Source organism: Pseudonocardia sp. EV170527-09 (assembly GCF_008369905.1).
In the GTDB taxonomy this organism is placed as follows: Bacteria; Actinomycetota; Actinomycetes; order Mycobacteriales; family Pseudonocardiaceae; genus Pseudonocardia.
In genome coordinates this window covers 1-21,413 of sequence record NZ_VRMC01000096.1, presented here as the reverse complement: position 1 = coordinate 21,413, position 21,413 = coordinate 1, and the positions used below count along the sequence as shown (strand labels likewise).

The following is a 21,413-nucleotide window of genomic DNA, read 5'->3' as shown; positions in this document are numbered from 1 at the left end:
CTTGGGCACGGTGTCGATCCTTCCAGCGAGGAGGACGTCCTCACAGGTCAGGAGTCAACCGAAGTCTGGGCAGTCCCCTTCGTCTGTCAGCCAGACTCACCGCCCCCGGACGGGACAACCTCCCTGGACATCACACCTAGGGCGGTGATGAGCCACGACCGTGCGGCGGTCGCACCAGTGACGGCAAGGCTTCCGCCACACGGCCGGCACCGTCCTCTGCTCTCGCGATCCGCTGCAGCTCCTCGGCGCGACGCCGGTACCGGCCGTCCCGTGTCGCGGCTGTCAGCGCGTCGGCGAGACGGTCTGTGGTGAGGTGACGCAGCGGCACTGCGCCGGGCGAGACCCCGACCTCCACCAGGCGGGATGCCCAGAACGGCTGGTCGGCCAGGACGGGTAGGCCCACGGTGGGGACGCCTGCGCGCAGCCCTGCCGCTGTGGTGCCGGCGCCGCAGTGGTGCACGAGGGCCGCCATGTGCGGGAACAGCCACTCGTGGGGAACCTCGCCGATGGTCAGGATGCGGTCGTCGGCCTCTCCGCCGTCGAGGCCTGCCCACCCCGACTGCACGATGCCGCAGGTTTAGCGGGCCACCACGTCCCGGTCACCTGTGCAGACGGCGGCCAGTCGCTGAACCGCGGCAGGATGGCGCTGCTGAAGCCGTAGAACGCCGGCCATCCCTGAGCCTGCAGCCGGGACCACAGCGAGGCGGGCCGCACGTGGGGAAGGCCGAGCCGAGAGCGCAGTCCGCGGGAGGTCCGGCCGAACGACTGCGCGCCTGCGGCGAGTGCGACCCGGTCCAGAGCCCGGTTGACGGTGCGTCCCAGGCTCGGCAGGCCGAGCGCGGCCGGCGGTAGGTCTCCGGTCGGGTGGACAGGAGAGAGGAAGGCGCCGGCGGAGGGGACGCCGAGGCCCTCGCAGACGTCGTAGCCGGTGAACAACGCGACGGTGTTGAGCAGCACGAAGTCGGTGCCGGCCCGGACCGCCGGGATGAAGTCCTCGCTGATCGAGTCGACGTAGTTCTGCAGAACGCGCACCATCCGCGCCTGGCCGAGCGGGCCGGTGCCGCGGCGTGCCAGCGCCTCCCGCCCTCACTGGTGTTCCCGGGCTCCGGGTCGCCGCGGAGCAGGCGGAACTCGAGCCCAGCGCCGGTGACCATCGAACGGAACCGCTCGTTCGCAGCGATGGCAACGTGGTGACCGCCATCTCGGAGACGCTGCCCCAATCCGGTGTACGGGGCTACGTCACCTGTCGAGCCCGGAGCAAGGACCAGAACCCGCATGCGCTCTACGGTACGTAGAAGCCGGCTGCCTGGACACAGCTCGGCCGGACGATGACGATGCCCTGGCCCACCACCCGATCAGGAGCCGTTCGGGGCGTCCTGCTGCTGGCCAAGGAGTCGTGCCGTCAGCTCCAGACACCGCTTCCTGGCGGGGGAGAAGTCGTAGGGCATCCTGCTCACTGCGTCGACGACGCTCATCCGGGCGTCCCCGTCGTCCGTCGGACCGTCGTCGTGGCTCTCGAACAGACGCTCCTCGGCCGCGTCCAGCCCGTCCGCCTCGATGGCCTCCATCAGGGCTTGGTGGTGCGCACAATGCTGGGCAGCGAGCTCATCGACACGGGGGTCGTGGGGGGTCGACGCTGTCGTCGAGGCCGGCGTCGGCCGCGTCGAGACGGTCCGCCTCGGCCCGCAGGTCCGGGTGGGTGGCCAACGCGATGAACCTGCTGGCCTGAACGGCGGCTCCCAACGGGCCGAAGATCCGTTCCGTGACCAGCAGTGCGTCCAGGTCGGACGAGCGCAGCGCCCCCGTGGGCAGATGGCTGAGTCGGTCCGTCACGAGCGGGGAGAGCAGCCCCAGCGGGCTGCCCACCGCCTTCAGGCGTTGGACCGCCGCGCGCTGTCGTTTGATGTCGGCCTCCTCCGCGGCCAGCGTGTCCGCCAGTCGGCCCAGGGTCTCCTCGATGTCCTGGGACCCGTCGAAGGCGGACCGCATGGCGTGCAGGCTGAATCCGGCGTCCGCCATCTTGCGGATCCACATCAGACGGATCATGTCGTCGTAGCCGTAGCGGCGGCGGCCGTCCGCGCCTCGTTCGGGACACCACATGCCGTTGCGGCAGGTGCACGTTCACCGATGTCGACAGTGCCGATCCCCGGCCCCTGGTCGCCGACACGACCATCACCGGTGTGGTCCTGTGCGTCGTCGGCCGTGTGCTGCTGCACCGGCTCGGGGCCGGTCGGGCGATCGACCGCCTCACCGCGGCCGGGAGCGGGCGCCGTCGCGAGGTGCAGCAGCTGCTCCTGCGGGCCGCGCCGGACGAACGAGCCGGACGGCATGGGTCCGACCCTGACCGCGCGCCGCGCCGGTGATCAGCGCGACCTTCCCTGCGACCCGTCCTGACATGGCGGACTCCGTTCGGCCCGACGTGCGGCCCACTCGACTGAGTGCTCACGCACCCCATGCCCGGCGGGCCGTCCCGCGCCGGCGGCTGCTGCTGCACGCGTCCGCGAACTCGGCGACGGGGCGGTCGTCACCGATCCCGAGGACGGCCTGCTGCACGCGGTCGATCACGGCGTCGTCCGCGACGCGACCGACGTTCTGCCGGAACTTGGCGATCACCGCGTCGGCGTCGAGCGGACGTCGGGAGTGGCCGCGGTTGATCTGCTCCCGGTGCGAGACCGTCGTCCCGTCGACGGTCTCGATCTCGACGAACCCCGAGTAGGCCTCCGGAAAGGCGCTGTCGGGGTCGTCGACCACCCGGACCTTGCGGGCGGTCGCCAGGATCTCGGGGTCGGTGAGGGCGTCGTCCTCGAGTTCGGCGAGGCCGAACCGGCCACGCACCAGGGCGGCGGCGACGACGAAGGGGAGGCTGAACTTGGCGTCGTAGTCGTCCCGTGGTGCCCACTTGGCCTCCGTCGGCTCGCAGACGACCTTGCGCGGAACGGAGTGGATGGCGCACGTGATCGAGGCGACGTCCTCGGGCCGAAGGGCGTGCTGTCGCCGGAGCTCGAGGGCGGCGTCGATGAAGGCGTGGTTGAAGTGGCACACCGGGTAGGGCTTGACCGCGGTCGCCGGGAGCTCCCACTCCGAGCCGAGGCCGTCGGCGACGATGTCGGGCCTGACGTCGGTGCGCTGCTGCAGATGGGTGGCGAACAGCCCGAAGCGGCCTTCGAAGACGGCCGGGGGACCGGTCCAGCCGGCGCGTGCGTAGACGGCCGCGGTGATCCCGCTCGACGCCGCCCAGCCGGGGTGCAGGCGCTTGGTCCACGCGCCGTCCTGGAGGAACTCCATCAGCCCGGCGCTGAACGAGCCGGCGATCCCCTGGGCGTTCGCGAGTTGACCGGCGGTGAGGCCGTAGTTCTTCCCGGCCGCGACGGTCGCCCCGAACGCGCCGGCGATCGCGGTGGGGTGGAAGCCGACGTCGTGCAGCTGGCCTCGGGCCGCGGACCCGACCCGGGCCATGACCTCCACACCCAGGACATAGGATAGGAGGAACTCGTTCGTCGTGCACCCGGCGTCGAGTGCCGAGGCCAGGGCGGCGGGCAGCACCGCCGAGGACACGTGGGCGACCGCGCGGCTGTGGGTGTCGTCGAAGTCGAGACCGTGCACCAGGATGCCGTTCAGGGTCGCCGCGTCCCGGAGGCCGAGCCGCTCGCCCCGCCCCAGTACCGGCTACTGGCCCGGCCCGAACGATGTCGCCGCCCTGGCGGCGACGTCGGCGAACCCGAACCCGCTCGAGGCGAAGGCGATCCCGACCGCGTCGAGGATCAGATGGCGTGCCCGTTCGAGGACCGGCGGCGGGACGTCGGAGATGCCGGTGCGACGGACGACATCCGCGACGTCGATCGAGAGCGATTTCGTCGGGCTCTGCACGGTCATGCCAACCGCCTCCTCGTACTGGTGACTGTCGTGCCGATCGTGCGTCTCCGGGGCCGTGGTGTGAAATGACGGGCTGTACACCGAACCATGTACGTGGGGCATAGTCGCCGTGTGGAGATCCGAGAACTGCACTGGTTCCTCGCGCTGGCCGAGAGCGAGAACGTCACCTCGGCGGCGGAGAAGATGAACATCTCCCAGCCCACGTTGTCGCGCGCGCTGGCTCGACTCGAACGGAGTCTCGGGGTCCGCCTGTTCGACCGGCGACAGAACCGGCTGAGACTCAACCGGTACGGCGAGGTGCTGCGTGCGCACGCCGTGCGCGCGGTGACGGAGATCGTCGGCGCCGAGCGGCGCATCGCCTCCCTGGCCGATCCGGAGGGCGGCGTCGTCGCACTGGGGTTCCTGCACTCCCTGGGGGTGTGGCTGGTTCCCCGGCTCCTCCGCGAGTACCGGGCGACCTCGCCCGCGACGACCTTCGAGCTCCGCGGGCGGGCCGCGGACACCGTGCTCGACGATCTGCGCGACCACCGCATCGACGTGGCACTGACCGGTCCGCGCCCGGCCGATGGTGACCTGGAGTGGACTCCGCTGTTCGAGGAGCGCCTCGTCCTGCTGGTTCCCGCGGGTCATCGGCTCGCCGCGCGCAGGTCGGTGCCGGTGACCGAGCTCGCCACCGAGGACCTGGTCAGCTTCCCCTCGGCCTTCGGGATCCGTCAGACCACCGAGCGTCTCTGCGCCCGGTCGGGGGTCACGCCGCGTGTGGTGTTCGAGGCCACGGAGCTGAGCACCGTGCAGGCACTGGTCGGCGAGGGAATGGGCGTGGCGATCGTTCCGGAGCGGAGCCGGGCGGCGGACACCCGAGAGGGAACGACGGCGGTCCCGCTCGCCGACGACGGTGCGTACCGGTCGATCGGTCTGCTGTGCCGTGCCGGGGGTGCCACCGCACCGGCCGCGCGACGGTTCGCCGCCCACGTCGCCGGCTCCGACTATGCGCAAAGCGCATGATTTCACAGCACATGCGTCATTTCCGGAGGGGCTGCCGCGAGGCGCACAGTGGCAGGTGACAAGCACCTGGCAGCGAAGAGGATCCCCTCCTCATGAGTAACGAGTCGGCTCAGACCCTGCGCGCCCTGATCGCGGGCGAGGAGATGGTCGTGGTCCCGGGCGTGTACGACGCCCTCAGTGCGACGCTCACGGAGCAGGCGGGCTTCCCGGCCGCCTACGTCAGTGGGGCGGCGGCGTCGGTGAGCCTGCTCGGACGACCCGACATCGGCCTCATGACCGCGACGGACGTCGCAGCGCACCTCGCCCGGCTCAGCGGTGCGACGTCGTTGCCGCTGATAGCCGATGCCGACACCGGTTACGGGAACGAGCTCAACGTGCGGCACACCGTCGAGACCTACATCAGGGCAGGTGCCGCGGCACTCCACGTGGAGGACCAGGTCTTCCCGAAACGGTGCGGGCATCTCTCCGGGAAGTCCGTGATCGACCGCGACGACGCCGTCTCCAAGGTCCGCGCCGCCGTCCGCGCCCGCGGCGACGACGATCTGGTCGTGATCGGTCGTACCGACGCGCTGGCCACGCACGGGATCGACGAGGCCGTCGAGCGTGGGCGCCGGTTCGCCGACGCGGGTGCCGACATGGTCTTCGTCGACGCTGTCGAGGACCTGGACCAGCTGCGTCGTATCGCGTCCGCCATCGAGGTCCCCCTCGTGGTCAACGTCATGGCGAACTCCCGGACACCGGTTCTGAGCCACGCGGAGTACGCAGACCTGGGGTACCGGCTGGCCATCTATCCGATCATGGGCCTCGCGGCGGCGTCGGCGGCGGTGCAGAGCGCGCTGGCCTCGTTGCGCGACACCGGCCTCCCGCCCCTGGACGCTGCCGGGCCGGGTGAGATCTTCGAGACCGTCGGGATCAGCAAGTGGCTCCGCTGGCCCGACGACGGACCGCGTCCACCGGCCGGTGGGCCGGCGACCGCCGCGGTGTCGGACGTCGCCGCGCCGCGCGAGCACGTGGGGGCACGGCGATGAGCGACCAGCTGTCGGTCCCGCTGGTCCAGATGCGCGGCGGGACCAGCAAGGGCCTGTACCTGCACGCCGCCGACATCCCCGCACCCGGTCCCGCCCGGGACGCGCTCCTGGCGCGGCTGATGGGGTCACCCGACGTCCTGCAGATCGACGGTCTCGGCGGCTCACGCCCGATCACCTCGAAGGTCGCGATCATCGCGCCGTCGGACGCCGCCGACGCCGACGTCGACTACACGTTCGCACAGGTCGACATCGAGACCGGCCTGGTGAGCTACAACGGCAACTGCGGCAACATCTCCTCCGGCGTCGGACCGTTCGCCGTGGACGAGAAGCTCGTCCCGGTCGAGGAGGGGACCACCGTCGTCCGCATCCGCAACACCAACACCGACAAAGTCCTCGTGGCGCACGTCCCGGTCCGCGACGGTGCCGCCCGGGTGGACAGTGACTTCGCGATCCCCGGGGTACCGGGCACGGGCGCCGAGATCGTCATGGACTGGTCGGGAACGATCGGGGCCGTCACCGGCCGGCTGCTCCCCACCGGGAACCCACTCGACACCGTCGAGCTCGAGGACGGGCGAACGGTCCGGCTGTCGATCGTCGATGCCGGGAATCCGATCGCCTGGGTCGCCGCGGCGGATCTCGGGCTCACCGGGAGCGAGGGTCTCGAGCTCAACAGCCGATCGGAACTCGTGTCCGCCATCCGGGAGATCCGGGGCAAGGTCTGCGTCCGACTCGGCCTGTGCCAGGAGTGGAGGCAGGTGGACGCCGAGGTTCCGGCGATCCCGATGGTGGGGGCCGTGGCTCCGCCGGGGGGCTACAGCACACTCAACGGACAGGCCGTCGACCCCGACGACATGGATCTGCGGGCCCGGCTGATGTTCATGAACCGTCTGCACGAGAGCATGGCCGGGACCGCGTCCATCAGCCTCGCCGCGGCGTCGCGGCTGCCGGGCACCACCGTGCACCAGGTCGCGACGGAACGCAGGCCCGATACCGTCCTGATCGGACACCCCTCTGGCGTCATGCCGGTCCGCGTGCAGGCCGGGGCCGGGGCCGAGTCCGTCGAGTTCCGGATGCTGGGCATCAGTCGGACGGCCCGACGGCTGGCCAAGGGATGGGCGTACTACCCGCGTCCCACCTGAGATCGTGGAGGTGGGTACGGCCGCGTGACGACGCCGTGTCGGCAGCTCACGGTCGCCCGGACACCGGTGGCTAGAGTCGCAGGCGGAGCCGCGCGGCCGGTATGGCGGGTTCGCCGGAAACGCCCGGGCCGGACGCCACGGATCGCCGTGCTCCGTCCCTGTGTCCGTGCGAGGAGAAGCCCCCATGCCCAACCAGGACCGTGCCGTCTCGGTCTACCCCATCGCCGTGCGTGAGCTCAGCGTCTCGCGGATCGTGGACGTGACGCCCGCGCTGCGACGCGTGACCCTCACCGGGGACCAGCTCGGGGCGTTCACCGACGACGAAGGGCGTGCCTGGCCCGCGTTCACCAGCACGGGCTTCGACGACGACGTCCGGTTGATCTTCCCCTACCCGGGGGAGACCGAACCCGTCCTGCCGATCCTGCGCGACGGCGGCATCAAGCTGCCCGAGGGGCGCCGGCCGGTCTGGCGGGTCTACACGGTCCGCCGCCACGACCCCGTCGCCGGTGAGCTCGACGTGGAGTTCGTGCGACACGGCATCGGCATCGCGACCACCTGGGCCTACCGCGCGACGCCGGGGGACCGGGTCCACGTGGCGGGACCGGCGGCGTCGCTCGCGCTGCCGGCCACGGCCGAACGGCTGCTGGTCGCCGGGGACGACACCGCGCTGCCCGCCGTCTCGCGGCTGCTGGAGACCGCGCCGGCGGACCTGCGGGCGGACGTGTTCATCGAGGTCGCGGAGACGGCACACCGGGTCCCGCTCGGCGAGCACCCGGGTGTCGAGGTCACCTGGCTGGTCCGGGACGGTGCCGGGCCGGGTACGTCGACCCAGCTGGCCGAGTGCCTGCGCACGGTGACCGAGGGGCCGGGCTGGGACGCCGCGGCCACCGCCGGCTGGCTGGCGGGGGAGCAGTCCGTCGTCCGGGACCTGCGGCGGCTGCTCGTCGCGGCGGGGGTGGACCGGCGCCGGATCGACTTCACCGGCTACTGGAAGCTCGGCGAGGTGGTCACCCTCGAGTCCGACCCCCGGGTGACCGACGAGGAGCGCAACGCCGAGGCGTTCGAGACCTTCCACGAGCAGGCCGAGCTGCTGCCCCCACTGGCGATCCGGGTGGCCGCGAACCTCGGCCTCGGCGAGCTCATCGCGGGAGGGACCCACGATCCGACGTCACTCGCCGAACAGGCCGGTGCGGACCCGCGGGCGCTGGAGAAGCTGCTGCGGTACCTCGTGGCGATCAAGATCCTCGACCGTGACGAGCAGGGCGGGTACACACTGACCGACACCGGCTTCTACCTGACCGAGGAGCACGTGCTCGACGTGGTGCGCCGCGACGGCGTCGGGGCCCGCCGCGAGCAGGGGTTCCTGGGGCTCGAGCAGGCGGTGCGCACCGGCCGGGAGTCCTTCGCGGCGGTGACCGGTCGCGACTACCCGAGCCTGCGTGGGGACGAGGAGTTCGCCCGCAGGCTGCTGGACAACACCGCGCAGTTCGCCGACTACATCGCCGCCCCGGTGGCGGACTCCGCAGCTCTGGAGGGTGTCGACCACCTGGTCGTCCACGCCGACGCCGCGGTGTCCGCCGCGGCCGCCGTCGTCGCCCGCCGCCCCGGGACGCGGGTCACGATCGTCGCCGGCCCCTCCGACGCCGACTGGACCCGGTCCGAGCTGCTGCGGGCCGTCCCCGACGACGGTGCCCGCTCCCGCGTGGAGGTCGTCGTGCAGACCATCGCCGAGCCGGTCCCGGCCGCCGACGCGATCCTGTTCGGCAAGGTGCTCGGCCAGTACCCCGACCCGGAGGTCGTGCACATCCTCCGCCGCGCGGGGGAGTGCCTGGCCCCCGGCGGGCGGATCCTGCTTCTCGAGGACGTGCTCGACGAGCAGGACCTCGACGAGCACGAGGCCGAGGACGACCTGCTGGCCCTCGTCCTGCACGGCTCCGGCCGCCGGACGACCGGGGAGCTCTCGGCCGTCGTCGCCGACGCCGGACTGCGGACCGTCACCACCGAGACCGTCGGCTGGGGCGACACGCTCCGGTCGCTCCAGCCGGTCGCACCCTGACCCTCCTCCCGCTCCCGGTGCGACCGTCCCCCTGGGGCGTCGCGCCGGGCCCGGCACCCGCCGCCGCCCGGCACGGCGCCGACTCGTGCCCGCGATCGTGGGTCACCCGCCGCCGGTCGGCCGGACACGGCCCCATCTCGTCCTTCAGGCGCGGGCGGGGTCATACCGGCACTCACACCCGTTCGGACCATCAGGGATCCGCAGACGCCGTGTGTGGAGCGTCCCTCCTGACGGCGCGGGTCGCTGACGTGCGGAGATCCCGGCCCGTGACCGTGATCGGAATGCGTCAGCCATTCGGCGGAACCCCCACATCCACTCACATGCTTAGCCTTGCCTAAGTTCAGGTGTGGCGAGGCGAGCAAGGGGTGGCGCGACGGTGACAGGCGACGGAGGCCGCCCGGGCCGCGTGCCGTTCGACGTCGTCGCGGCGGTCGGGGTCCTCGACCCTGCCACGTGCCCGTGTCCGCCGCCCGGCGGCGGCACCTGCCGAGCACCCGGCCGCGGCGCCGGCCCCGGCCGCGTCGCGCGCACCTGGACCGATCTGCTCCCCGGGAGCCTGGTCGGACGTCCCGGCGCCTGACCGCTCCGCAACCCCCACGCCCGCGCCGGAGGTGATCCGGTGAGGAAGGTTCCGTCATGCCCGGCTCCACCGAGACCGTCCGCTACCGCACCCTGCTCAGCGGGAAGATCCACCGCGCCACCGTGACCCAGGCCGACCTGCACTACGTCGGCTCGCTGACCGTCGACGAGGACCTGATGGACGCCGCGGGCCTCGTCGAGGGCGAGAAGGTCCAGGTCCTCGACATCGACAACGGCAACCGCCTCGAGACCTACGTGATCACCGGGGAACGCGGCAGCGGCGTCATCGGCGTGAACGGCGCCGCCGCGCACCTCGTGCACCCGGGTGACCTGACGATCATCGTCGCCTACCAGCAGGTGCCCGAGCCGGCCGTCGCCGACCACGTCGCCCGGGTGGTGCACGTCGACGCCGACAACCGGGTCGTCGCGCTCGGCGTGGACCCGGCCGAGCCGGTGCCCGGTGCGCTCGCGCAGACCGCCGGTCGCTGACCGCACCTGCCGCAACGCAGGAGGCGCGGGCCGAGGGCGCCCACGGTGACCCCTGACCCGGCCCGCGTCGACGACACCGTGTCCACCAGCACCGCCGCCGTACCGGAGGACCGCATCTCATGACCACACTCGACGACCGTCGACGCGAACTCATCGCCCGTCGCCTGGCCGAGGCCGGCCTGCAGCGCGACCGCGACGAGCCCGCCGCCGACGACGGCCGGACCGAGTTCGGCCTCACCCCCGGCCAGCGACGGGCCTGGCTGCGCCAGCAGGTCCACCCGGACGGCGTGGCGGACAACCTCGGTGTGCGGCTCACCGTCGAGGGCGAGGTGTCGGAGCCGGCGCTCGTGGCGGCGCTGCGTCACCTGGTGGCACGGCACCCGGTGCTGCGCTCCACCTTCCACGGCGGGACCGGGGACGACACGGCACCGACCCAGCGGGTGCACCCGGCGCCGGAGGAGCCCGTCGTCGTCACCGACCTCACCCGGCTCGACGACGACGCCCGCGCCGCCCGCATCGAGGAGTTCGCACGTGAGCGGGTCCGGCGGCCGTTCGACCTGGCCGTCGAGCCGCCGCTGCGCCTCGACCTGCTCCGCGAGTCCGCCTCCCGGATCACCGTCCTGCTCACGACCCATCACGTCGCCTGGGACGGGCCGACGTTCGCCGTCGTCGCGCGGGACCTGGAGCGGTCCTACGCCGCCGCCCGCGCCGGGACACCGCTCGACGAGCCGCCCGCACCGGGCCCCGGCCGGTTCGCCCCCGACAGCGCGTCGGACACCCCGGACCTCACCCCGTGGCGCGAGGCGCTGGCCGAGGAGGTGCCGGGGCCGTTCGTCCACCAGCCGCCCGCCGACCCGGGCGCGCCGGCCGAGATGGCCCGCCGCACCGACCGCGACCTGTCCACCGAAGCCGCCGCGGGGGCCCGCCGGCTCGCCCGCGAGCTCGGCGTGACCCCCTACACCGTGCTGCTCGCCGCGACGGCCACCGCGCTCGCCCCGATCGGGCCCGACCCGCGGATCCGCATCGGGACCGTGGTCTCCGAGCGGGACGCCGAGCGCGCCGACGAGGTGGTGGGCAACTTCGCCGACCTCGTCGTCGTGCCCACGACGGTGCACGCCGGGGACACGGTCGCCGACCTCGTCGCCCGGGTCGCCGCCGACGCCGGGTGGGCACGCCGACACGCCGTGCCCTACGACGCGCTGGTCGCCGCGCTCGGTTCCCGCTCGGGCGGCGGTCCGGCCGACCTGTCCGACGTCACCGTCGACCTCGTCCCGCGGGGCGGGACGGGGCCGCACCTGCCCGGTGCCGGGACGACGGTGACCCGCACCGACCCGGGCGCCGCCGCGCAGCCGCTCGTGCTCGAGTTCTTCGCCGACGACGACGCCCTGCGGGTCGAGGCCGTGCACACGGTCGCGCGTCTGGGCGACGCGGTCGTCGCGGCGGTGCTCGACCGCATCGAGCGGGTGCTCGCCACGGCCCGCCCGGCCACGCCGATCACGACGCTCCTGGCCGGCCCGGCGGCAGCCCCCCGCGCGGTGCCGACCCCGCTGCCGACCCCGGCGCCGACCTCGGTGCCCGGCGGTTTCCCCGCGGAGCTGCTGCGCCGCCGCGCGGACGCGGCGCCCGGCGCCCCCGCGCTCGTCCACGACGGCGGGGAGCTGGACTACGCGGGCCTGGACGCCGCGGTCGACGCGTTCGCCGACCGGCTCCGCACGGCCGGCGTCGCGGCCGAGACCCCGGTGGCGGTGCTGTTGCCCCGCTCGGCGGAGCTCGTCGTCGCGCTGCTCGCCGTGCTGCGGGCCGGTGGCCTGCTCGTCCCGCTCGACCCGACCTACCCGGCGCCGCGCCTGCGCCTGGTCCTCGACGACGCCGCTCCGGCCGTCGTGGTGACCGGCGACGCCCCGCCGGTCGAGCTTCCGGACGGGGCCGTGGTCCTCGGTCCGCCGTCGCTGCACGCCGCCGCTCCGGTCGCGCCGTTCCCCGAGCCCGACCCCGCAGCGGCCGCCTACCTGATCCACACCTCCGGGTCGACCGGGAGGCCGAAGGGCGTGCTCGGCACCCATGGGGCGCTGGCCCACCGCCTCGGCTGGGCCGCCGTGGAGTGGCCGGTGCGGCCGGGCGACACCCGGCTCGTGAAGAGCTCGGTGTCCTTCATCGACGGGCTCACCGAGCTCCTCGCCGCGGTCGCTGGCGGCGCTCGCGTCGTACCGGCCGACGACGCCACCGCGGGCGACCCCGCGGCGCTCGCCGAGCGCGTCGCCGGGTCCGGCACGGCCCAGCTCACCGCGGTGCCGTCCCTGGTGGCGGCCCTGGCGGCGGCCGGTGCGGCCGGCCCGGAGCTGCTGACCAGGCTGGTCTGCTCCGGTGAGCCGCTGACCGCGCAGGTCGTGGCCGCGGCCCGCCGCTGGGCCCCCGGCGCCGAGATCGTCAACTCCTACGGCTCCTCCGAGGTCGCCGGCGACGTCCTGGCCGGCCCCGTCGACCCCGCCGACGACGGGCGGGTCACCGCAGGACGACCCGTCCCGGCCACGACCGTCCGGCTGCTGGACCGGTTCCTCGGGCCGGTGCCCGACGGTGTCGCCGGTGAGGTCTACGTCGGCGGGATCCAGCTGGCGCGCGGCTACGCCGGGCGTCCGGGGGAGACCGCGGCGCGGTTCGTCGCCGACCCCCACGGGGCCGGTGCGCGGCTCTACCGCACCGGTGACCTGGCGGTGCGGCTGCCCGACGGCCGGTTCCGGCTCCTCGGCCGGGTCGACGACCAGGTCACCGTGCGCGGGGTGCGGGTCGAGCCGGGTGAGGTCGAGGCCGCGATCCGCGGGCTGCCCGGCGTCGCCGACGCCGCGGTCGTCGCGCGGTCCACACCGGACGGTCCCGCGCTGGTCGGGTACCTGGTGCCCGCCGCGGACGGGGACACCGACCCGGACACCGACGCGCTCCGGGCGCTGCTGGCGCAGCGGCTGCCGGCGGCGTTCCTGCCGTCGGTGCTCGTCGCGTTGCCCGAGCTGCCGCACACCCCCGGCGGGAAGCTCGACCGGCGTGCCCTGCCCGCACCGGTGGTCACCGCCGGGCGGGCACCCCGCGACGACCGGGAGCGCGAGCTGTGCGGCCTGTTCGCCGAGGTGCTCGGGCTCGACGAGGGCGCCGTCGGCGTCGACGAGGACTTCTTCGCCCGCGGCGGCCACTCGCTGTCCGCGCTGCGCCTGGTCAACCGGATCCGGGAGCGCTGCGGCGCCGACCTCGCCGTGCCCGAGGTGTTCGCCGCGCCCACGGTGGCGCGGCTGCGGGCCGTGGTGGACCGCGCGACGTCGACCGGGACCGCCACCGCGGTCACGGCCGTGGGCGCGCCCGTGCGCCGCCCGGACGGCGCACCCACCGCGGTCGCGCCCGCGCAGCGTCAGATGTGGACGCTGTACCGGCTGGAGGGGCCGGCCGCGACCTACAACGTGCCCCGGGCCTGGACGGTCACCGGCCCGTTCGACGTCGGGGCACTGCGCGCCGCGCTGGCCGACGTCGTCGCCCGGCACGAGATCCTGCGCACGACCTACCGCGACGGCGGCACCGCCGGTGAACCCGGGAGCGGCACCGAGGGCGGCACCGACGTGCAGGCAGTCGTCCATCCCCCCGGCGCACTCCGGGCGCCGGTCGGCTGGTGCGACCTCGCCGGCCGCGACCCCGACGAGCTCCTGACCCGGCTGGTGCGCCACCGCTTCGACCTGGAGCGGGAGGCCCCGATCCGGGCCGACGTCGTCCGCGTCGACGACGACCGGCACCTGCTCACCGTGGTGTGCCACCACATCGCCGTCGACGAGTGGTCCTACCGCACCCTGCTCGCCGACCTGGGGACGGCCTACGAGGCCCGGTCCGCCGGGCGCGACCCCGGTTTCACCGAGCCGGAGCTGCGCTACTCCGACGTCGCGGCCTGGCAGGCGGACACCGTCGGGAGCCCGACGGAGCCGACCCCGCTCGCCCGCGAGCAGCTCGACTTCTGGGAGCGGACGCTCGCCGGTGCCCCCGCCGAGACCACGTTGCCCGGCGACCGTCCGCGGCCGGAGCGCCCCTCGGGGCGCGGGGCGGAACTGGTCGGCGAGCTCGACCCGGACCTCGTCGCGGCGCTGGGCGCGGCCGCCGACCGGCACCGGGTCAGCATGTTCATGCTGCTGCACGCCGCGCTCGCGGTGCTGCTGGACTCCTCGGTCGACGCCGACCGCGGCCAGGGCGACGGCGCCGGGAACGCGGTGGTGATCGGCAGCCCGGTGTCCGGGCGTCGCGACGCCGGCACCGAGGACGTCGTCGGGTTCCTGCTCAGCACCCTGGCCCTGCGGGTCGACCTCGACGGGGACCCGACCCCGGCCGAGGTGCTGGACCGGGTCCGCACCGCCGACCTGGCCGCGATGGGCCGTTCGGACGTCGCGTTCCCCCAGGTCGTCGAGCGTCTGGCGCCGGAGCGGTCCGGACGCCACCCGCTGTTCCAGGTCGAGCTGGTGTACCTGCGCACCGACACCGCGGTCAGCGAGCTGGAGCTGGCCGGCGCGGACACCGCGACCCGGTGGGTCGGGACCGGCACCGCCAAGTTCGACCTGACGTTCGCCTTCTTCGAGACCGCCGCCGCCGACGACCGCCGGATGCGGGTCGTCGTCGAGTACGCCCTCGACCTCTACGACCCGGCCACCGTGCAGGCGGCGCTGGACCGGCTGGTGGCCGTGCTGCGCCGCTTCGTCGACACGCCCGACGTGCCGCTGTCCGCGCTGCGCGGGTTCGGCGCCCCCGCCGTCGCCCGGCCCCCGGCCGTGGCCCTCGGCCCGGCCGCGACCCTCGGCGAGCTGCTCGTCGCGACCGCGGAACGGCACCCGACGGCGACCGCACTGGTCGCGGGCGAGGACCGGATCGACTACGCCGCGCTGGAGGAGCGGGTGGCCCGGCTCGCCGGGGCGCTCGTCTCCCGCGGGACCGGACCCGGCGACCGCGTCGCGGTGGGGCTGCCGCGCGGTGCGGACATGGTCGTGGCGGTGCTGGCCGTGCTGCGGGCCGGGGCGACCTACGTCCCGCTCGACGTCGACGCCTCCTCGGCGCGGACCACGACGATCCTCGACGACGCCCGGCCACGCCTGGTCCTCGCCGGAGCGGACTCGCCGTCCACGGTCACCGACGCGGGTGTCGAGGTGCTCCACGTCGACACCGCCGACACGCCCGACACCGCCGGTGCCGGGCGGCTCGACCGGCCGGTCGCGGTCGACCCGTCGACCCCGGCCTACGTCATCTACACCTCCGGCTCCACCGGCCGCCCCAAGGGCGTGGAGGTCTCCCACACGGCGGTCCTGGCCATGCTGGCCGCGACCGTCGGGCCGCAGGGGGAGATGACGGTCGGCCCCGGTGACACCTGGACGCTGTTCCACTCGGTGGCGTTCGACTTCTCCGTCTTCGAGCTGTGGGGTGCGCTGGCCACCGGCGGCACCGTCGTGGTCGTCGACCCCGCGACCGCACGCTCGCCCGAGCACCTATGGAGTCTCGTCGCCGAGCAGGAGGTGTCGGTGCTGAGCCTGACGCCGTCGGCGTTCCACCCGTTCGCCGCGGCCGAGCCCCCGGCTCGGGGCGGCGCCCGCCCGCCGGCGCGGAGCCTGCGCTACGTCGTCTTCGGCGGGGAGGCGCTCGATCCGCGCCTGCTGCGCGGCTGGTTCGACCGCCACCCGGCCGGGAGCCCGGTGCTCGCGAACCTCTACGGCATCACCGAGACCTGCGTGCACACCACCTATCGGGAGATCGGGCCGGCGGACTGCGACCGTCCGGTCAGCCCGGTCGGTGAGCCGCTCGCCGGGCTGGAGGTGCGGCTGCTGGACCACCGGCTGCGCCCGGCTCCGCCCGGCACCGTCGCCGAGATCTACGTCGCCGGTCCGCAGCTCGCCCAGGGCTACGCCGGCCTGCCCGGGCTGACCGCGACCCGCTTCGTCGCCGACCCCGACGGCCCCCCGGGCACCCGGCTGTACCGGTCCGGTGACCTGGCCCGACGGCGCCCCGACGGCGCGCTGGAGTTCACCGGCCGGGCCGACGAGCAGGTCAAGATCCGGGGCTACCGGATCGAGCTCGGAGAGGTCGAGGCCGCCCTGCGCGAGCTGCCCGGGGTCGCCTCGGCGGTGGTCACCGTCCGCACCGTCGAGTCCGACGGAACTCCGCACCGCAGCCTCGCCGGCTACGTCGTCCCCGGCCCGGGGGCACGGCCCGATCCGGTCGCGCTGCGGTCGCGGCTGGCCGAACGGCTCCCCGCGTACATGGTCCCCTCGGCACTGGTCGTGCTCGACCGGCTGCCGCTGACGGTCAACGGCAAGCTCGACCGTGCGGCGCTGCCCGCCCCCGGCGACGCCGCGCCGGCCCCCGGCGCCCGGGCCGCCGCCGGACCGGAGGAGGCCACCGTCCTGGAGGCGTTCGCCGCCGTCCTGGGGACGGCGGCGGGCCCGGACGACGACTTCTTCGCCGTCGGCGGGGACAGCATCCTCGCCATCCGGCTGGTGAACCGGATCCGCCGGTCCGGGCTGGTGCTCGGGCCGCAGGACGTGTTCCGCGAGCGGACACCGGCCGCCCTGGCCGCGGTGGCCCGCCCGGCCGGGGACACCCGGGCGACCGACGGCTCCGCCGAGGTGCCGCCGTTCCCGATCGTGCAGCGGCTCGCCGAGCTGTCCGGGTCGCACCGCAGGCACAACCAGTCCGTGCTGGTCGAGGTCGGCCCGGGCCGGTCGGTCGCGGCGCTGCGGACCGCGGTGGCCGCACTCGTCGCCACCCACGAGGCGCTGCGGCTTCGGGTCACCGAGGGCCTGCGGGAGATGCACGTGCGCCCCGCCGCCGAGGTCGCGGTGGACAGGTGCGTGCACGAGGTGGCGCTGCCCGACCCGCACGGCCCGGACGGGCGACGGGTGCTGGCCGAGGAGTCGGCCGCCGCGACCGCCCGGCTGGACCCGGAGGCCGGGTCGGTGCTGCAGGCCGTGCTGTTCACCGTCGACGGCGACGAGCCGGACCTGCTGCTGCTGGTCGCGCACCACGTGGCCGTCGACGGGGTGTCCTGGCACATCCTGCTCGACGACCTCGACGAGGCGTGGACGGCCGCCGCCGCGGGCCGCGCGGTGCGGCTCGCCCCGCCGGTCACCTCGCTCGCCGAGTACGGCCGGCTGCTCGCCGAGCGTGCGGCCGACCGCGCGACGCTGGCCGAGTACCGGCACTGGCAGCAGGTGCTCGCCGCGGCCACCCCGGTCGTTCCCGACGCCGGCACCGACACCCGGCGGGCGACCCGCAGCGCGACCCGGACGGCGACCCGGGTGCTCCCCGCCGACGTCACGGACCGCCTGCTGCGGTCTCCTTGGGACGGCACCGAGCTGAGCCTCGCGGCGACGGTCGAGGCGTGGCACCGCTGGTCCCCGCAGGGCCGCGACGACCTCGTCGTCGACCTGGAGCGGCACGGGCGTGAGGAGCTGGCACCGGGCGTCGACCTGTCGCGGACCGTCGGCTGGTTCACCGCGCTGTTCCCGGTGCACCTGGTCCGCCGGGAGGGGACCGCGGCACTGTTGCAGGACGTCCGCGACCGGCTCGGTGGCCCGGCCGCGACCGGAATCGGGTTCGGGCTGCTGCGCTACCTGCACCCGCAGACCGGCCCCCGCCTGGCCGCGCTCGGCACCCCGCCGGTCCTGGTCAACTACCTCGGCCGGATGGACGGCGTGTCTGCGGTCGTGGGGCCGGACGACCCGCGGCGCATCGCCGCGCGCACCGAGCAGGACCCCGACCTGGAGGTGCCGCACACCTGCGAGATCGAGGCGATGGTGTGCCGCGGGCCCCGTGGCCCGCAGCTGCACGTCGCACTCACCGCCCCGGGCGCCGTGCTGGACGCCGACGACCTGGACCTCCTGGCCCGGCACTGGGCCGAAGCACTGATCGACATCGTGAACGACCCCGCAGCCGCGGGCACGTCCGGAGGATCGGCATGACCCGCCCGCCCGAGACCGCACACACCCACGCCGACCACGGCGGTGCCGAGCGGCGGGAGCTGGCGCTGCTGCCGTCGGTGGCCCGCCTGGCCGAGGAGTCGCCCGAGGGTGGGCCCGGCCGGGTCCGCGGTCTGCTGCTGCGCCACCGCGGCGCCGTCGACCCCGACCGGCTCCGTGCGGCGTGGGAGCAGGTGCGGGACCGCCACCCGTGGCTCACCGCGCGGGTCGAGGAGCTGGCGCCCTCGGTCTGGGTGCTGGAGACCGGCGGCACACGTGTGGCCGGGCTCGCCGCGACCCCGGACGACGACCCGGGTGCGGCGCTCGGCGCCCTGGCGGAACAGCTGGACCCGTTCACCGGTGACCTCGTCCGCATCGCGCTGCTGCGCGGCAGTGCAGCGGGCGGCAGAGCGGACAGCACAGCGGGCGGCACAGCGGGCAGTGGCGACGCGGTCCTGCTCGTGGTCCACGAGATCGCCGCGGACGACCGGGGCGTCGTGCTGTTGGCCGAGGACCTGGCCGCCGCCTACTCCGACCCGGCGGGCCCTCGACCCCCGACCGGCACCGGGCCCGACGACTGCGCCGAGGCCCTCGCGGCCCGGCCCGCCCCGTCGGCGGAGGTCGTCCGCTCCTGGACCGGGATCCTCGCCCCGGGCGGGGCCCCGTCCGCCGGGGACGCCCCCGGCCGCGCGGTCGCCACGGCCCGCCCGGGCAGCCCCGCCGCGGACGGCGCTGCCGTCGTCGACGTCGCGGTCGTCGCGCTGGCCGCCGCCCTGCGCGACACCGGGCACGCCGCCGACGAGCTCGTCGTCGACGTGCAGGACGGCACCCGGCCCGACCTGGGTGCCGACCTCGATCGCGCCGTCGTCCCGCTCGCCGGCACCGAGCCGGTGCGCGTCACCCCGGCCGGAGTGACCCGCGCCCCGGCCGGACCACACCCCGGGTTCGACCACCACCGCTTCCTCGACGCCCGTGGCGCCCGGGAGCTGGCCCCGCTGGGTGGGTCCACGGTGCTGCTGCGGCGCCACCCCGAGCCCGACGCGGTCCTGCCGATCGACTGGGTCGACGCCGTGCGGGTCCACGGGGACACCACGCTCCCCGACGGGCTCGGACAGGCGGGGCTCGTCGTCGACCTGGTGGAGCACGTCGACGCCACGACCGTGGTCGTCCGCGGCGGGATCGGCGAGGACGCCGGCCGGGTGGCCGAGGCCGTCGCCACCGCGCTCGCCGGGGCCGCGCACGAGCTGGTCGCCACCGCCGTGGCACCGGACCCGGCCGAGTTCGCCGCGCTGGCCGCGGCGGCGCCCGCCCCGGTGCGGGCGGTGCTGCCGCTGTCCCCGCTGCAGGCCGGGATGTACGTGCAGAGCGTCATGGACGCCGAGCGCGACGTCTACTACGCGCAGAACACCTTCCGGATCGCCGACCGGATCGACCTGGACCGGATGCGGGCCGCCGCGGCCCGGCTCGGCGCCGTGCACCCCGCGGTCCGTGCCGGCTTCACCGGGGACACCGCCGCCGGGCCCGTGCAGTTCTGGTGCGCCGAGCACCCGGTGGAGGTCACCGAGGTCGACCTGCGTGCCGATGAGGACCCGGCGGGCGCGCTCGCCGCCGTCCTGGCCCGCGACGCCGAGGTCCGCTTCTCCCTCACCGACCCGCCGCTGCTGCGCCTGACCGTCGTCCGGACCCCCGACGACGACGTGCTGGTGCTGACCTACCACCTGCTGCTGTGGGACGGCTGGTCACGCTCCCGGGTCCTCGACGACCTGTTCACCCTCTACCGGGGCGGCGTGCCGCAGCGGCCGCGCCGGTCGTTCGCCGAGCACCTCGCCGCGCTCGCCGCCGCCGACCGCGACGCGGACCTCGCCGCCTGGCGCACCTACCTCGACGGGGTCGAGCCCACCCTGGTCACCGACGGTGTGCGCGGACGTGATCTCGTCGTCCCCGAGGTGCTGCACGCCGAGCTCCCCGCCGCCCTGACCGGCCGGCTGGAGGCGGCCGCCCGTCGCGGCGGCGTCACCCTCAACGCACTCGCGCAGACCGCGCTCGCCCTCGTCCTGGGCGCCGAGACCGGCCGGACCGACGTCGTGTTCGGCGCGACCGTCTCCGGCCGCCCGGCCGACGGCGACGGCCTGGAGGACACCGTCGGCGTCTTCCTCAACACCGTCGCGGTGCGCCTGGGCCTGGATCCCCGGCGCGACCTGCTCGACCACGCCCGCCGGCTGCAGGACGACCGGGCCGGCCTGATGCCGCACGACCACGCCGGCCTCGGCGACGTCCTCGCCGGCCGCGACGGTGACCTGTTCGACAGCCTCTACGTGCTCCAGAACTTCCTCGACGCCGACACCTTCACCGGCTTCGCCCGCGACAACGCCGTCACGGCGATGGACTACTCCGACCACACCCACTTCCCGCTCACCTGGGTGCTCACCCCCGGACCGCGGATCGTCGTCCGGCTCGAACACCGCCCCGACCTCGTCGACACCGCGACCGCGCAGCGACTGCTCGACCGCTTCGTGCAGGCCCTGCGCGCGGTCACCACCGCCGGCACACCGGCCGGCGCGGTCGACCTGCAGACCCCCGCCGAGCACGAGGCCCGCGCCGCGCGGGCCGCCGCTGCCGCGGTCGACGTGCCGGACGTGACGATCGCCGAGCTGCTCGCGGAGCGGGCGGCGGCCTGTCCGGACCGGACGGCGCTGGTCGCCGCGGGGGAGCGGGTGAGCTTCGCCGAGCTGGACGCGCGGGTCAACGCGCTCGCCCGCGTGCTGCGGGCCCGCGGCGCCACCGCCGAGACCGTCGTCGCACTCGGGCTGCCCCGCTCGGTCGGCAACGTCGTCGCGCTGTTCGCGGTGCTGCGCGCCGGAGCCGCCTACGTGCCGCTGGAGCTCGACCACCCCGACGACCGCCTCGCCGCGATCCTCGCGGAGTCCGGGGCACGGCTGCTGGTCACGACCACCTCGGTCGTCGATCGGTTCGACGGCGACGTGCCGCAGGTCCGGCTCGACGAACCCGGCCTGTTCGACGGGATCGCCACCGCGCCACTCACCGACGACGAGCTCGGGACCTCCGCACCCGGCGCCCCCGGCCGGCTCGACCACCCCGCTTACGTGATCTTCACGTCCGGGTCGACCGGGCGCCCCAAGGGGGTCGTGACGCCCTACCGCGGGTTGACGAACATGCAGGTCAACCACCGTCGGGAGATCTTCGCCCCGACGATCGAGGCGGCGGGTGGTCGGGTGCTGCGGATCGCGCACACGGTGTCGTTCGCGTTCGACATGTCGTGGGA

General features: G+C 74.9%; 14 protein-coding genes and 2 pseudogenes. 8 read left to right on the top strand and 8 right to left on the bottom strand.

All coding sequences use genetic code 11. From position 1 onward, the window contains the following. Positions 1-136: 136 nt before the first annotated feature. From FVA95_RS23440 to FVA95_RS33165, 8 genes and pseudogenes are all read right to left on the bottom strand, one after another. Positions 137-472, bottom strand: coding sequence for a glycosyltransferase (locus FVA95_RS23440; RefSeq protein ID WP_368667354.1), 336 nt, complete (start codon positions 470-472; stop codon positions 137-139). A 38-nt stretch (positions 473-510) separates the two neighbouring features. After that, a complete protein-coding gene (locus tag FVA95_RS33180) occupies positions 511-1,032 on the bottom strand; it encodes a hypothetical protein (protein ID WP_240051690.1) in 522 nt (173 codons plus the stop codon). Between the two features lie 71 nt (positions 1,033-1,103). Beyond that, positions 1,104-1,277, bottom strand: a pseudogene (locus FVA95_RS33175) (glycosyltransferase); the annotation flags it as partial. Between the two features lie 78 nt (positions 1,278-1,355). Next, positions 1,356-1,568 (bottom strand): hypothetical protein, encoded by a 213-nt coding sequence (locus FVA95_RS32190; RefSeq protein WP_205015954.1) that lies wholly within the window; start codon positions 1,566-1,568, stop codon positions 1,356-1,358. Between the two features lie 37 nt (positions 1,569-1,605). Further along, positions 1,606-2,034 (bottom strand): hypothetical protein, encoded by a 429-nt coding sequence (locus tag FVA95_RS32185; RefSeq protein WP_205015953.1) that lies wholly within the window; start codon positions 2,032-2,034, stop codon positions 1,606-1,608. Positions 2,035-2,316: 282 nt separating this feature from the next. Further along, positions 2,317-2,397: pseudogene (locus FVA95_RS33170) on the bottom strand (SDR family mycofactocin-dependent oxidoreductase); the annotation flags it as partial. Between the two features lie 45 nt (positions 2,398-2,442). Beyond that, complete coding sequence (locus FVA95_RS23420; RefSeq protein ID WP_255474676.1) at positions 2,443-3,660, bottom strand: MmgE/PrpD family protein; 1,218 nt, start codon at positions 3,658-3,660, stop codon at positions 2,443-2,445. A 6-nt stretch (positions 3,661-3,666) separates the two neighbouring features. Further along, positions 3,667-3,873, bottom strand: coding sequence for a hypothetical protein (locus tag FVA95_RS33165; protein WP_240051688.1), 207 nt, complete (start codon positions 3,871-3,873; stop codon positions 3,667-3,669). A gap of 111 nt (positions 3,874-3,984) precedes the next feature. On the opposite strand from FVA95_RS33165, the gene FVA95_RS23415 reads away from it, so the two are divergent. From FVA95_RS23415 to FVA95_RS23380, 8 genes are all read left to right on the top strand, one after another. Continuing rightward, a complete protein-coding gene (locus FVA95_RS23415; RefSeq protein WP_149666070.1) occupies positions 3,985-4,878 on the top strand; it encodes a LysR family transcriptional regulator in 894 nt (297 codons plus the stop codon). 92 nt (positions 4,879-4,970) lie between these two features. Then, positions 4,971-5,906: an oxaloacetate decarboxylase gene (locus FVA95_RS23410; protein WP_149666069.1), complete on the top strand. Its 936-nt coding sequence runs from the start codon at positions 4,971-4,973 to the stop codon at positions 5,904-5,906. After that, entirely contained in the window at positions 5,903-7,045 is a 1,143-nt protein-coding gene (locus FVA95_RS23405; RefSeq protein WP_149666068.1) for a 2-methylaconitate cis-trans isomerase PrpF family protein, read from the top strand. The genes FVA95_RS23410 and FVA95_RS23405 overlap by 4 nt, the downstream gene beginning before the upstream one ends. Before the next feature lie 184 nt (positions 7,046-7,229). Further along, on the top strand, positions 7,230-9,101 hold the full coding sequence (locus FVA95_RS23400; protein WP_149666067.1) for a siderophore-interacting protein: 1,872 nt from the start codon (positions 7,230-7,232) through the stop codon (positions 9,099-9,101). A 376-nt stretch (positions 9,102-9,477) separates the two neighbouring features. Next, positions 9,478-9,681 (top strand): hypothetical protein, encoded by a 204-nt coding sequence (locus tag FVA95_RS23395; RefSeq protein ID WP_149666066.1) that lies wholly within the window; start codon positions 9,478-9,480, stop codon positions 9,679-9,681. 56 nt (positions 9,682-9,737) lie between these two features. Further along, entirely contained in the window at positions 9,738-10,169 is a 432-nt protein-coding gene (panD, locus tag FVA95_RS23390; protein WP_020628196.1) for an aspartate 1-decarboxylase, read from the top strand. A 119-nt stretch (positions 10,170-10,288) separates the two neighbouring features. After that, entirely contained in the window at positions 10,289-18,133 is a 7,845-nt protein-coding gene (locus FVA95_RS23385) for a non-ribosomal peptide synthetase (RefSeq protein WP_149666065.1), read from the top strand. Further along, the coding region (locus FVA95_RS23380; protein WP_149666064.1) for a condensation domain-containing protein at positions 18,130-21,413 on the top strand (3,284 nt) is incomplete at its 3' end. The genes FVA95_RS23385 and FVA95_RS23380, both read left to right, overlap by 4 nt.

Excerpts from the sequence above, each read along its gene's own strand:
- FVA95_RS23440 (WP_368667354.1), bottom strand. The coding sequence starts at position 472 with ATGGCGGCCCTCGTGCACCACTGCGGCGCCGGCACCACAGCGGCAGGG.
- FVA95_RS23405 (WP_149666068.1), top strand. The coding sequence starts at position 5,903 with ATGAGCGACCAGCTGTCGGTCCCGCTGGTCCAGATGCGCGGCGGGACC.
- FVA95_RS23385 (WP_149666065.1), top strand. The coding sequence starts at position 10,289 with ATGACCACACTCGACGACCGTCGACGCGAACTCATCGCCCGTCGCCTG.
- FVA95_RS23400 (WP_149666067.1), top strand. The coding sequence starts at position 7,230 with ATGCCCAACCAGGACCGTGCCGTCTCGGTCTACCCCATCGCCGTGCGT.
- FVA95_RS32185 (WP_205015953.1), bottom strand. The coding sequence starts at position 2,034 with ATGTGGATCCGCAAGATGGCGGACGCCGGATTCAGCCTGCACGCCATG.
- FVA95_RS33165 (WP_240051688.1), bottom strand. The coding sequence starts at position 3,873 with ATGACCGTGCAGAGCCCGACGAAATCGCTCTCGATCGACGTCGCGGAT.
- FVA95_RS23410 (WP_149666069.1), top strand. The coding sequence starts at position 4,971 with ATGAGTAACGAGTCGGCTCAGACCCTGCGCGCCCTGATCGCGGGCGAG.
- panD (WP_020628196.1), top strand. The coding sequence starts at position 9,738 with ATGCCCGGCTCCACCGAGACCGTCCGCTACCGCACCCTGCTCAGCGGG.
- FVA95_RS32190 (WP_205015954.1), bottom strand. The coding sequence starts at position 1,568 with ATGGAGGCCATCGAGGCGGACGGGCTGGACGCGGCCGAGGAGCGTCTG.